This window comes from Ruegeria sp. HKCCD3925, assembly GCF_057221175.1.
The window spans coordinates 234,057-247,241 of record NZ_JBWVBI010000002.1; the positions used below are offsets into that span (position 1 = coordinate 234,057).

The window sequence follows — 13,185 nt, forward strand, 5'->3', positions numbered from 1 at the left end:
GGATGGTTCTTGCCATGGCAGTCACCGAAATCCGTGATGAAGGGATGCGAATTGGTGGCGAGATCATCTTTACCGCTGAGACCATCCCGGTTCACTACCCTTATACCAATGAGGTCGTGGGCCATGTGCCCGCAGGGCAGGCTGAACACGCGCGCCGCGCCTTCGAAATTGCGGCCCACTACAAGCCCGAACTGACCCGCTATGAACGCAGCCAAATCCTGCAACGGGCTGGAGAGCTGATTGGTGAACGTCGCGATTACCTCGCCAAATGGCTGGTGCTTGAGCTTGGCATCTGCCATCAACACGCGATCTACGAGACCAAGCGCGCGCAGGATGTCTTTCAATTTGCGGCGGCCGAGGCACTGAAGGATGATGGCGAAATCTTTGCGTGCGATCTGACCCAAAATGGTAAAGCCCGCAAGATTTTCACGATGCGCGAGCCTGTGACCGCAATCAGCGCGATCACTCCATTCAACCATCCACTCAACATGGTCAGCCACAAGGTTGCTCCGTCGATCGCCACCAATAACTGCATGGTCTGCAAACCGACCGAGTTGACGCCTCTGACCTGCCTGACGCTGGCCGATATCCTTTATGAGGCAGGCCTGCCGCCTGAGATGTTTCAGGTGGTCACTGGCTGGCCACAGGACATTGGGAATGAGATGATCACCAATGAAAACATCGACATCATAACCTTCACCGGTAGTGTTCGCGTGGGCAAGATGATCGCAGAGAAGGCGGTTTACAAACGTCAGGCGCTGGAGTTGGGAGGTAATGATCCACTGATTGTTCTGAATGACCTCAACGATGCCGATCTAGACAGGGCAGCAACGATCGCCGTAGCCGGGGCCACCGGCAATTCGGGACAACGCTGCACTGCGATCAAGCGAATACTGGTGCAAGAGAGTGTCGCGGACACCTTTGTGCCTTTGGTGCTGGAGAAGGCCAAAAAGATCAGATTCGGAGATCCGCAGGATCCTGAGACCGAGCTGGGTTGTGTGATCCACGAGGATGCGGCCAAGCTTTTCGAAGATCGTGTTCACTTGGCCCAGAAAGAGGGAGCAGAAATCCTTTACCACCCCGGACGTCAGGGCGCGCTGCTGCCGCCGATCGTGGTCGACGACGTTCCCCACGACTCTGCGTTAGTGATGGAGGAAACTTTCGGCCCCATTATTCCCATCATTCGCGTGCCCGACGACGATGACGAGGTCATGCGCATCTCGAACTCTACTGTGTACGGCCTGTCGTCGGGGGTATGTACAAATGACCTGAACCGCGCAATTGCCTATATCAATGGGCTGAACGTGGGCACCTGCAATATCTGGGAACAACCCGGATACCGTATCGAAATGTCCCCCTTTGGCGGCATCAAGGATTCGGGCAATGGTGTCAAAGAAGGGGTCATCGAGGCCATGAGGTTCATTACGAATGTCAAAACCTACTCGCTTCCTTGGCCCGGTTGAAGGCTTGTTGAAGATTGCAATGCACACCACTAGAGATTCATGCTCACTCAGCCATGAAATGACCGCTTGAGCCCTTCGGCTCTTGGCGTCATATGTGCCGTCGAACGCACGCGCGATGCCCCGAAACAAGGAAATACCTCATGCAAAAGGTTCTGATCACAGGTACTGCCGGATTTATCGGGTTCCATCTTGCCAAACTTTTACTTGAGAACGGTTGCCGGGTTCATGGCTTTGAAGGGATGACTGATTATTACGATGTCCGCCTCAAACAGAGCCGACATGCGCTGTTGCAGGAGAACCCAAATTTTTCGTGCGATGAAGGGATGCTGGAAGATACCGCCAAGTTCGACCAGATCGCTGATGCTTTTGAACCGGACGTGATCATCCACCTCGCGGCGCAAGCTGGCGTCCGATATAGCCTGGAAAACCCGCGCGCCTATGTCGAAAGCAATGTTGTCGGGACGTTCAACGTGATGGAAGCTGCACGGCGGCACAAAGTGCGGCATCTGCTGATGGCTTCGACTTCGTCGATCTACGGGGCAAATCCTGACATGCCCTTCGACGAGTGCGAAAAAGCAGATCATCAACTCACTATGTACGCAGCCACCAAAAAGGCAAATGAAGCGATGGGGCATTCCTATGCCCATCTTTGGAATATTCCGACAACAATGTTCCGCTTCTTCACAGTCTACGGTCCTTGGGGACGCCCGGACCTTGCGTTCTTCAAATTCACGGACGCGATCCTCGACGACCGCCCGATAGACATCTACAACCACGGCGACATGTATCGTGATTTTACCTATGTTGATGACCTGGTGCGCGCAATTTCTCTGCTGATCGACGTTGTGCCTGTTCGCCCCAAAGCCCCCGGAGACATCGCCGAAGGTGACAGCCTGAGCCCGGTCGCTCCCTATCGCATAGTGAACATTGGAAATTCAGACAAAGTGCGTTTGTTGGATTTCATCGACGCCATCGAAGAAAGCCTCGGCAAACCCGCGATCCGAAACTATATGGAGATGCAGTTGGGCGATGTGCCTGCAACTTGGGCCAATGCCGATCTGCTGCACCGCCTGACCGGTTATCGCCCAAAAACCGAAATCAAGGACGGCATTCAGGCCTTCGTGGACTGGTATCGCGTATATTACGGTAAATAGAACCTGCCTACACCTGAATTCGCCGGCCACAGCACCGATTAAACCGTCAGCGCGATCAGATCGCTTTTTTCAGTGCCTCGATTATCTGCTCTTGCGAATTCTCCTTCAGATACGGGTGCATCGGCAGGCTAATCACTGTTGCGGCGGCCTGATCGCCAACAGGCAAGTCGGCATTTGGGTCAGAAACAGCTGGTTGCTTGTTCAACGGCAGTGGATAATGCACAGCGGTCGGAACCCCGGCGTCTTTGAGCTTAGCTTGCACATCCTCACGATTGTCCACGCGTATCGTGTACTGCGCCCAAGCGCTGGTCGCCCCCTCCATCAGCGTTGGAGCGGCGATATTGGTTTCCTTCAGTAGCACTTTGTAACGGTCCGCGACGGTGTCTCGCAGGACCAGTTCATCCTCGAAAATATCCAGCTTGCACAGCAGGATCGCAGCCTGCAACGTGTCCAGACGGCTGTTAACGCCAACCCTGATATGGTGATAACGCCGGTCCTGCCCGTGCCGGGCAATCTGGCGAAGAATGCTGCTCAGATCATCGTCCGAGGTGAAGATCGCACCACCATCGCCGTAGCAGCCAAGGGGTTTCGATGGGAAAAAGCTGGTGCAGGAAATCGTTGACAGGTTTCCTGACCGTTTGCCACGCAAAGATCCGCCAAAGCTCTGAGCAGCATCCTCTATGACAGGTAGGCCGTTTGCCACAGCCACCTCGTTAATTCGTTCGAAATCAGCAGGTTGGCCATACAGCGACACCGGTATAATTGCCTTTGTCCGGGGTGTGATCGCAGCGTCAAGCTTGTTGGGATCAAGGTTATAACTAGTCTGGTCAATATCGACATAAACCGGCTTTGCGCCCAGCAATCTGACGGCTTCAGCCGTGGCAATATATGAAAATCCGGGCGTGATGACCTCATCCCCCGGCCCGACCTCAAGCGCCATCAAGGCAACTTGCAATGCATCCGTTCCATTGGCGCAAGTGATGCAATGTTTGGCACCCGTAAAGGCAGTCAGCCGTGCCTCTAGTTCAGCCACTTCTGGGCCAAGAATGTACTTCCCATGCGCCAACACATTGGCAATGCCGGCATCAAGCTGATCCTTGATACGTTTCTGTTGTTCCGCCAGGTCAATAAATTGCATCGCTAAAACGCCCTATTGGTTCTTAAGGAATTTCTACAAGCTGCACCGCTACAGTTTCCAATACATAATCCGGTACTGCTCGACCATGTTTATTCGTCGGCAAAGACTTAATACACCGGGCCTGTTTGGCACGGATTACCGCAGTACTAATAACTGGGCGAACCGTTCCCCTGCATTGCCTAGTACCGAAAATGTAATGGGTGATGGGACGACATGCAGACGATCCGTTTGATCAAAGTACCGTGCTGCTCATCAGCTTCGGATGCTGCTCACCTTTGCTTGCTTCGATCGAGGCATTGCGGATATGGCTAACCATCGCAATAGCAGGTCGGTTTTCATTCAATCCAAACCCGTTCCCGTTCAGAATCTCTTCGTAGCTTCGCGTGTGCAAGTCGGCAAATCCGCCCGAGAATTCGATCTCTTCCCCATCAATAGTGATGGAGCGATAGGTTCTGGCTCCAGTTTCTCGCGCCTCTGCCGGAACGTCATTTACGTCCAGCGACAAGAACCAACGGCACCGGGCGTGTTCAAACTCAAGATAGCCCGCGGCCTTGGTCGGGGCATTGAGATGCACATGGTTCGCCTGAAGGTCTCCGAAGAGGAAGTGCAGCATGTCAAAGAAATGCACGCCGATGTTGGTGGCAATACCGCCAGATTTGCGGACATCCCCTTTCCAGCTCTCCAGATACCAACGTCCACGGGACGTGATGTAAGTCAGATCGACCTCGTACTTGGTATCCTTGGGGCTGTTTCGAATCTTGTCCCTCAGAGCAATGATCGAGGGATGTACGCGCAACTGCAGGATCGTGTTTACGGTCTGTCCGGTCGCCTGTTCGATCGCTTCCAGGCCATCGATATCCTCTGGGTTCAACACCAGCGGCTTCTCACAGATCGCATCGGCGCCTGAACGAAGGGCAAACCGCATGTGGCTGTCGTGGAGGTAATTCGGCGAGCAGATCGAGACATAATCAATTTTGCCCGCTTCGCTGCGACGTAACATGTCAACATAGCGATCAAAACGCTCGAACTCTGTGAAAAAATGTGCATCGGGGAAGTGGCTATCGATAATCCCAACGGAGTCGCTTGTGTCCAGAGCAGCCAACAACGTGTTTCCGGTATCCGTTATCGCCTTCATGTGGCGCGGCGCGATGTATCCTGCGGTTCCTATTAGTGCGAAGTTGCTCATTCGGTGCGTCCCAAGTGCTCAAATTGTGCTACAGCGCTTCCAAGAATTTCTTTGGGAAGTCAATAGACGCAGGCATTTCAAGCATCGCCAATCACGCTGGAAACCCCCATCAACCTCTGTTAGAGCGGTTCGGAATTGTCAGAGCTAGATTGATCTTAGACCGATGTTAGACACCCGCCCCAAATCTCAAAAAACCGTTTTCTGTCTTACCTACCACGAGATAACGGCGGATGCGCGCGTTCTTAAAGAAGCGCGCGCGCTTCAAGCAGCGGGCCATAACGTACATATCTTCTGCGACTGGCCAGGGGGCATGCCGCAAGAAGACAGCATCGATGGCATTCGGATCACTCGATTCAACTGGCAGTCTTCCGAACATATTACCAGCGACATGCTAAAGCGTTTCTTTTTTGTAGATCGTGTTTCGGATGAAGTAGATAAGCGCGTTCTGCCCTATATTAAGTCTGCAGCGAGATTGAATAGCCTTAAATCCAAGTTTCGAGAGTTTCTTTCAGATGAAGAAGTTCTGAAGCTCGACCCGATGTACTATAAAAACTACAGTGGCCGAGAACGACGGAAACGTAAGTTTGCTCACAAACGGCTTCTCTGGAGGATTAAGCTGACATCCGGAATTGGTGACGCTCGGAGAAATCTGAAGCTGTTTAGTTCTGACGCCAGAGAGGTCAGGGAAGGGTTCTTCAAACTCTATCAACTAAACTCTCTCTTATTCGCTGAAAACCTCTGCAACCTCAGATTTGATGATACCCCGGACGTCATTCACGCTCACGACATCTATTGTCTCCCGGCAGGCGTTGTGCTTGCAAAACAGTTTGGGGCGAAGCTTGTATACGACGCACATGAATACGAACCAGCGCGGGCGACGAAGAATCCAACTGATGGATCGAACTTTGCAGAAAACCTAGAAGACGATTGTCTCCCCTTCGTCGATTATATGATCACCGTATCGTCGTCCATCGCAGATTTATATGCCAAACGCTTCAAAGATAGTCCGACACTTATCCTCAATGCTCCAGAGATAGATGTTGATTACATGGATAGTCGTAAAGAAAAGGCGTTGGATCAGCTTTCTATCCGTGCTCAGGCAAACGTTGCTGACGGGGCGCCCTTGATTATTTTTACTGGCGGCATTCAAATGTCACATCGTGGGCTAGATAAAGTTCTTGAGGCTTTGGTTCATCTTCCTGAAGTCAAGTTAGCTACGATGGGCCCACGGCACCTCCGAAACGACAAGTGGTTCATGAGTGTCGCTCATGACCTGGGTGTGGATGATCGCGTTACCTTGCTTCCACCTGTGGCAGCTCCAGATGTACCAGTCGCAATTAGTACAGCAGACCTCGCTATATGCCCGTTTCAGGACGTATCGCTCAATCACCGCTACGCAATGCCCAACAAGCTTTTTGAGGCAGCATTTGCTGGCGTACCAATTTGTGTTTCAGATCTTCCAGAGATGCGTCGGTTTGCAGAGTCTCTCGGTTTCGGACGAGCAATGGACGAAACAGATCCTCTTAGCATTGCTGAAGCTATTCGGGATGTCTTGGATCATCCCGAACGCTTTACGTTAAGCGCCGCCAACAGAAGGAAGCTTTGGGAGACCTACAGCTGGCCTGCGCAAGCCAAGAAGTTGGCGTCGCTCTATGAAGGTATTTAAACTCGCGCGGCTAGTATCTGTGCGATTTGTTGCGAAGCGGTTCCATCACCATAGATTTCCACCTGATTCCCGGTAGTCCCTATCGCACTGAGGATACCATCCTCGATATCCCCTTCTGTGGGTGAAACGATACGATTCCAGCCGCTTTCAACAAGCTCAACCCATTCTGTTTCCGTTCTAAGAGTGACGCAAGGGACGCCGTAAAAATACGCTTCTTTCTGCACTCCGCCAGAGTCCGTAGCAACCAGCACCGCATTGCTTTCTAGAGCGACCATATCCAAGTACCCGACTGGGTCTATTGTTTGGACATGTTCGAATTTACTACCGATTCCTTTTATCCTTGCGGCAGTACGTGGATGCAATGGCAAGACAACCGGATGTTGTTTCGCAACCGCCTCCAGACCATCAACAATGTTTGTTAACGTTTCTGGCGAATCCGTATTTTCAGCTCTATGGATCGTCGCAAGTATGAATCCGTTTGCGTCTACCCCAATGTCAGCCAAAATTGTTGATTTCTGCTTGGCCTTTTCACCAAAGTGTAGTGCTGCGTCGAACATCACGTCACCGACTTCAAAAATTTTGCTCTCCGAAATGCTTTCTCTTCGCAGATTTTCCACAGCGTCGCTGGAAGTCGTGAACAGAAGGTCGGAAATGTGATCCGTTAGCACTCGGTTCGTTTCTTCGGGCATCTTTCGATTATAAGAGCGCAGCCCGGCCTCGACGTGCGCCACCGGGATATGAAGTTTTGAGGCGACCAATGCACCCGCCAATGTTGAATTCGTATCCCCAAAAACAAGGAGCGCATCTGGTTCATGTTCTTGAATGACGGGTTCAAGTTTCTGCATCATCAGTCCTGTCATGGCACCATGACTGCCTGAGTTCACCGATAGGTTGATGTCGGGTTTTGCAATTTCTAGTTCGTCGAAAAAAATCTTAGACATCGAATCGTCATAGTGCTGTCCTGTGTGAATCAGCAGCTCTGTTACTCCCGGCATGGAACGAAGGGCTCTGCTCACCGGAGCCAATTTAATAAACTGAGGGCGTGCGCCAACTACAACTGCGATTTTCACGGTAGCTCCAAATAAGTAATAACCTAAAACTGCGCTAACACACGGCCTATATAAATTCCACGTGATATCTTGTGACTGTTTCGCTCACACAGTTTTTGATTAGCTTGGCTTTTACCTTGGTCGACGTTAAGTGACGAGGTCTGTGAAGGTAGTTAAAGACATGAAGAGCAGCTAACCTGAGTAAATAGAATTTCAAACTGGCACTGCGGACGATTGTACCGGGCCTTGCCCAGGCCTTTTCATTAGAGGCTTCTCTCCGCTCCAAGCGGTAGCGATTGTGAGCAGCCACCCTCGGATGGTCCAGTTTGAGTGTTGATGCAAAACCGGTCTTGTGCCCACCTGATGGGTGGTTTTAGAACGAGTTAATATCCCTGAGCACTACCCGGATTTTTCTAATTATTACGTTTTCGCCATCTTTTTATTAGAGGCTACACTTTTCTTAGATTATGATAGATTTTACGATTTATGGAGCTATCCCTGAACCGGGCATTAGAACTTTCGCTGTAACCAATCTACCATGGGATGCGCGGTACGACGTATGCAGCTATTGCACATACTTACTTTGCATAGCTTGCTGCAAAAAAGGGGCCAAGCTACTTCTTTTTAAATCCGCGATCCGCAATAGCCACATCGACCAAGCTGACGGTTCAACTCTATCACATTTGCCGCCAAGCACGCTTCGTCAGCTCGACCTTGGGGCAGCTTGCCATTAGTGGATCGTTATTGTGTAAGGATAAGACACGTCCGCCTCATCTTTTGCTTTGCAAAGGACTGTCGGGTAGAAGGAAGTTCCGTAGCACGCAGGCGGTGGCGTGCATAACCGATACAGATACGGTGACCCGTGGGGCTCAGAAGTTATCTTCGGCTGGCTTTATCATAGTCAGTTTGTCTGTCATCGGATCCGAAATCCCCTTTTGTAAGGCGTTTGTTCCCATTTGAACGTGCTGGCGTTCCTGCAATTGAACCGCCGCCGTCACTAATATTTCTTCTTCCAGTGGAAATAGGTTTGTTCAATGATACTAATCTGGCGGATAATACTCAGATAGAATATGCCTTTCGCCATCAAGATCTCGACCAGCTGCGACTTCGAGACATTCTCTTTGGACTCCGTTCGCTTGTCGCTATGTGGTCCCTCCATTTTCTTAACTACCATGATGGAATACTCCAAGGACGGGGAGGAATCCAAGGCTTCGGACGCGTTATTCGGGCCCCAGATTGTCAATAAAGGCAGATAAATTTTCGGCTCAGCTTCCTAGCCGGAGATCGCGCCACAGGCGTGAGGTCAGTAGTATTTTCAGACTCAGTCAGGTCTTCAAGAGCCTGACGGCACCATATTCAACCGCTTTCTCCGTCGCTATGAGCTTCTAAGCAGCCTGAAGCTCTTAGCAACCAGTAGCCCTGATTACAACGCCAACCGTCGAATAGATAATACTCAGATCAGATTTCAGCGTCAGATTTTGAGCGTAGGATGTGTCGAACTCTGCACGACTGGCAAAGCTGCCCGAGTTTCGCTTGGAAACCTGCCAAGGTCCAGTCAGGCCCGGGCGTAGCGTAAAATATGCCGTGCCAGGATAGAGCTTCTGCTGCTCAGGCATCATTGGCCGCGGTCCAACGAGGCTCATTTCACCGACGAGCACATTCCAAAGCTGGGGCAGTTCATCCAGCGAAGTTCTCCTCAGAATGCGTCCTACGGAAGTTATTCGGGGATCATCCTTGAGCTTCTGGGTTTCGTCCCACTCGTTTCGCGCTGACGGGTTATCCTCGAGATAGTCTTCAAGCAAAGCATGAGCATTTGGAACCATGCTACGAAGCTTCCACATGGTAAAAACGCGTCCGTTTCGACCAACACGTCGCTGAGCATAAAGTGGATTAGCCCCATCTAAGGCTACCCAAGCCGCAAGCATCATAATCAAAGGTAAGACAATTGGCAGCGCTAGCAACACAATCGAAAGATCCAAGACCCGTTTGAACAACTGTCCATAAAGGTGAACAGGATTGGTCACAAAATGATCAGGGTTTTCTATAGAACCTCGACGGCTCGCTTCTCTGACAATACTAATATCTTGGCTCGTCATTTTATAACTCGCAAACAAAAGCCAATAATTGGCCTACTATTACTACTGCAGATTTGCCTTAACGAATCGGCTTCTGCAAACAACAGAACTTGGAGTGAGAATCAATCTCTGTTAGAACATCGACAATCTCCCCAGACATTCTTTTACACTATTATTACCAATCCGACAAACCATATAATCCGGCTAAACAGTTCTAGATTTGCATTTATTGAGCGCAAGTACAGCCTCACACAATATTTATTGCCATAAGTGTATACAGCAATTGCATTGCTGGCTAAGTATTCCGCTCCGATAGGAACAAATGTAGTCTAAAATGCCAGAGTATCTATTTTCTGATGTATTGCCTACAGCCAGTAACAAAGAAGATACTAGTTAGGTGTTTCAATTTATTGCAGCCATAAAGGCACCTAGACCGACCGTGAGACCGGCTCAGGGTGTCCACTTGGCGGGGCATTCAAGATAGGCGCTTGCGTCTCCGCATAACTCCCATACCAAATAAACCGGTCAGCAATAGAATCGATCCCGCCGGTAGAGGTACCGCTGACACGACATCGAAAGAGATACTCTGAAGCTTGAAATCATCTCGCCAACTGTCGGCACCAAAGCCAATAATCGAACCGATCAATTCTCCGCTACCGAAGTAGTGTGTGTACAAACTTGAGTTCCCGCTTCCGAGATCTTCTTCGAAAATTTGAGCAGTCGCTGGGATGCTGGTGTCTTCATATGTCCCGTACGCAAATGAATCATGCCGATCCCAGTAAGCGAATGTCACAGATGTGACCTCAACTTCTAATCCGCCAAAATCGAGCAGAGCAAACTCATCTGGGCCGCTTCCATCAATGGTATGCTCATCCCAAGTGCAGTAACCTCGTCTAACGTTACGGCAGTCATAAATCCCGATACCACCTTGATTACCAGACCAACTTGCAGTCAGGAAATTATCTGTATCAGTGACGGTACCACTGTTGTTAACCCGAACCCCATCCACATCAACGTTAACTGACCCATCGTTGCTTGTGTATGTATTGGTACCAGACGTCCAATTTCGACCGACGTTGAAATCTACAGTCAGAGCACTTGCAGCAGTTGCTGTCATTGCTATCGATGCGGTTAGCACAGCCGCATTAAAACTCAGCTTGAAATTCATGTTACTCTCTACCCACTATCCGTAGCCCAAGGGCCTATACGGCGACACGACAACTTAGAATGTATCACGTTAACTAACACATAGTGAGCCAATCACGCAATGCTGGAGTTCCCAAGAGCGCCACAAATATTTACCGGGATGAACTTTTCTTCATGTCGCACACTTTATGCGTGTGTCAGTGACTGACAACTGGGATATTATTCTCGCAAGAGTTGTGCCGAAACCTGTTTTTATTAACACTGCACTTTCGCCAAGGCACGAATCGCGGAATTCCTATGGCCAAGTTTCGACAATTCAAACTTATTGAACACCTCCCTGAATCTAAAGAACTAGCTCCGCAAACTGCATGTACTTAAAAACATGAAGTCTACATCTTATGCAGAAGCCATTGAATTCCTGCTTGATCATGAAACTCAAATCGAAGAAAGGAACACTAAGCGGGTCTAAATTTAATGATGGACCAAGCCCAAATTGCGCTCTTGAAGCAATGCTTTGAGTATTCGATATCAACCACACTTTGATGATCAGAGTGTTGCAACAGAGGCAGTAATTTCCGTTCCTAATTGCTTGCTGACTATATTTAATGGCGAGGTCTATTCTTTAGATTGCTAGGATTTGCTATTGTCTTTACCTCACGGCGGCGCATCAACTGCCTTGACGGGCCGGTATAGCCGTGGAAGAAATTTAGAGTAGTTCATTTGACAGAACTTTGTGTTGAACGTGTCGTTTAGGTTAATCAGTTAATAGAATGAGGTAGAAGTGGCGCTTCTCGAACGCCTTTTGAGCCGATCGGCGGGTCATGAAAGCAAACTAGCCTATTTGATCGCTTTCCTCGCTGTCCTGTTATGCTGGGCTGTTATATTCGCTGAGGGCGGCCGAGAGAGATCTTTCGACGAAACGGACTTTCTCGCTATTGCACAAAATTTGGCGTGGACCGGACGCTTTTCGGAAACTGGGGATCTTTTGACCGCCTATCGCGCACCAGGTTTGGTGTTCTTTCTTACCCCTATTGCGGGTCTTGGCGGGGGCCTGCTGGAGGCGCGGCTGGCTAATGCGATGCTCTTGGGGCTCAGCCTTATTGCACTATTCCATATCGTTCAGCGCCATGCCGGCCCGCACGCAGGTTTGTTGGCTGTTTTACTTGTTCCAACATCGCCCGCGATAATGTATGCAGCGACAACACTTTACCCTCAGACGCTCGCTACCTTTCTTCTTCTTCTGACAATTTTGTGTCTCGATCGGTTAACCGCATTGCATCAATGGCGTATGGCGTTCGCAACGGGCTTTAGTTTTGGTCTTTTGATCATGACGGTCCCCATATTTTTATTGTTGTCCCCCATTCTGGTCACATGGGTGATATGGAACGTCGCAAGACCTTGGCCTACAGCACTTCTGTGCGCGCTTGTGTCCGCTGTTATTGTTTCGTCCTGGACTGTGAGGAATTACATCGCGTTCGATGCATTTATCCCAATCTCGACCAGTTCCGGATACAATTTGGTCTTTGGTAATGCGCCGAATGCACGGTATGATACGACCCTCAATATCAGGCTGCCTGAGTATGTGTACACAGAGCTGACAGGCGCGACTGAAGTTGAAGCAAATCAAATCATGACTAACGCAGCATTCCGCGAAATCGCTGCGGATCCGGGACGTGTAGCACAACTCTATATTGGGAAATTTTTACATTGGTTCGACTATAGCAACAAATTGCTGTCGGACAAAGTTATCGACGGCGGCGCCTCGTTGATTAAAGTAGATACACGTGAGGCGATCTTGCTGGTCAGCCATATAATTCTGATCCTGCCACTAGCAGCCCATTTGGCGATGCGGCGACGGATTCCGTTTCGACCTATAGAATGGTTATTTTTGGCACTCTGGATAGGTGGAGGGCTCGCCTATGCCATATTCTTCACTCGGGTTCGATTTCGAATCCCATTTGATTGGCTGATCTATGCGTCAAATGCGATGTTTCTCACGACACTGCTGGGGAATTGGCTTAGACGCACGAATGATACTTAGTCAGCTTTGAGGACTTTTCTTGCTAATATTTCACCATTGCCTAGGATACTTGCTAAATTTGTGTATCAGAGCCTACGCACTTGTAACTTTGCCAGCCAGAAGAAGCTACCGGATGCTTTGTATTCAACCGGCACCAGAAGAAACAAACAGCGTGATACCTACACATTGTAGCGTCAAAGTGGCCAGAGATCAGCGATGCATCTAAATCACCCACACCTCTTTATCACAAACAGCGTCACGGGCTTGAATCGTCCATATTTTGCCGTT

General features: G+C 49.9%; 9 protein-coding genes. 4 read left to right on the forward strand and 5 right to left on the reverse strand.

The features are described 5' to 3' along the window. The first annotated feature begins 14 nt into the window (after window positions 1-14). Both phnY and AC2TEM_RS06040 read left to right on the forward strand, forming a co-directional pair. Window positions 15-1,463, forward strand: coding sequence for a phosphonoacetaldehyde dehydrogenase (gene phnY / locus AC2TEM_RS06035; RefSeq protein ID WP_170422756.1), 1,449 nt, complete (start codon window positions 15-17; stop codon window positions 1,461-1,463). Between the two features lie 140 nt (window positions 1,464-1,603). Then, on the forward strand, window positions 1,604-2,617 hold the full coding sequence (locus AC2TEM_RS06040) for an NAD-dependent epimerase/dehydratase family protein (protein WP_480856031.1): 1,014 nt from the start codon (window positions 1,604-1,606) through the stop codon (window positions 2,615-2,617). Window positions 2,618-2,672: 55 nt separating this feature from the next. Here AC2TEM_RS06040 and AC2TEM_RS06045 read toward each other — a convergent pair whose 3' ends face one another. Beyond that, complete coding sequence (locus AC2TEM_RS06045; RefSeq protein WP_170422760.1) at window positions 2,673-3,755, reverse strand: DegT/DnrJ/EryC1/StrS aminotransferase family protein; 1,083 nt, start codon at window positions 3,753-3,755, stop codon at window positions 2,673-2,675. 232 nt (window positions 3,756-3,987) lie between these two features. Next, complete coding sequence (locus tag AC2TEM_RS06050; protein ID WP_170422763.1) at window positions 3,988-4,941, reverse strand: Gfo/Idh/MocA family protein; 954 nt, start codon at window positions 4,939-4,941, stop codon at window positions 3,988-3,990. A gap of 163 nt (window positions 4,942-5,104) precedes the next feature. Here AC2TEM_RS06050 and AC2TEM_RS06055 point away from each other — a divergent pair, with 163 nt between their 5' ends. Beyond that, window positions 5,105-6,607, forward strand: coding sequence for a glycosyltransferase (locus AC2TEM_RS06055; RefSeq protein WP_170422765.1), 1,503 nt, complete (start codon window positions 5,105-5,107; stop codon window positions 6,605-6,607). Here AC2TEM_RS06055 and wecB read toward each other — a convergent pair. The 3 genes from wecB to AC2TEM_RS06070 all read right to left on the reverse strand — a co-directional run bounded on the left by wecB (window position 6,604) and on the right by AC2TEM_RS06070 (window position 10,899). Next, window positions 6,604-7,677, reverse strand: coding sequence for a non-hydrolyzing UDP-N-acetylglucosamine 2-epimerase (gene wecB / locus AC2TEM_RS06060; protein WP_170422767.1), 1,074 nt, complete (start codon window positions 7,675-7,677; stop codon window positions 6,604-6,606). The genes AC2TEM_RS06055 and wecB overlap by 4 nt on opposite strands. 1,382 nt (window positions 7,678-9,059) lie before the next feature. Next, window positions 9,060-9,752 (reverse strand): sugar transferase, encoded by a 693-nt coding sequence (locus tag AC2TEM_RS06065; RefSeq protein WP_170422769.1) that lies wholly within the window; start codon window positions 9,750-9,752, stop codon window positions 9,060-9,062. A gap of 454 nt (window positions 9,753-10,206) precedes the next feature. Next, window positions 10,207-10,899, reverse strand: a complete 693-nt coding sequence (locus AC2TEM_RS06070) for a VPLPA-CTERM sorting domain-containing protein (protein ID WP_170422771.1) — start codon at window positions 10,897-10,899, stop codon at window positions 10,207-10,209. 759 nt (window positions 10,900-11,658) lie between these two features. On the opposite strand from AC2TEM_RS06070, the gene AC2TEM_RS06075 reads away from it, so the two are divergent. Next, complete coding sequence (locus tag AC2TEM_RS06075; RefSeq protein ID WP_170422773.1) at window positions 11,659-12,918, forward strand: glycosyltransferase family 39 protein; 1,260 nt, start codon at window positions 11,659-11,661, stop codon at window positions 12,916-12,918. Window positions 12,919-13,185: the final 267 nt, after the last annotated feature.

Excerpts from the sequence above, each read along its gene's own strand:
- phnY (WP_170422756.1), top strand. The coding sequence starts at position 15 with ATGGCAGTCACCGAAATCCGTGATGAAGGGATGCGAATTGGTGGCGAG.
- AC2TEM_RS06040 (WP_480856031.1), top strand. The coding sequence starts at position 1,604 with ATGCAAAAGGTTCTGATCACAGGTACTGCCGGATTTATCGGGTTCCAT.
- AC2TEM_RS06045 (WP_170422760.1), bottom strand. The coding sequence starts at position 3,755 with ATGCAATTTATTGACCTGGCGGAACAACAGAAACGTATCAAGGATCAG.
- AC2TEM_RS06050 (WP_170422763.1), bottom strand. The coding sequence starts at position 4,941 with ATGAGCAACTTCGCACTAATAGGAACCGCAGGATACATCGCGCCGCGC.
- AC2TEM_RS06055 (WP_170422765.1), top strand. The coding sequence starts at position 5,105 with ATGTTAGACACCCGCCCCAAATCTCAAAAAACCGTTTTCTGTCTTACC.
- AC2TEM_RS06065 (WP_170422769.1), bottom strand. The coding sequence starts at position 9,752 with ATGACGAGCCAAGATATTAGTATTGTCAGAGAAGCGAGCCGTCGAGGT.
- AC2TEM_RS06070 (WP_170422771.1), bottom strand. The coding sequence starts at position 10,899 with ATGAATTTCAAGCTGAGTTTTAATGCGGCTGTGCTAACCGCATCGATA.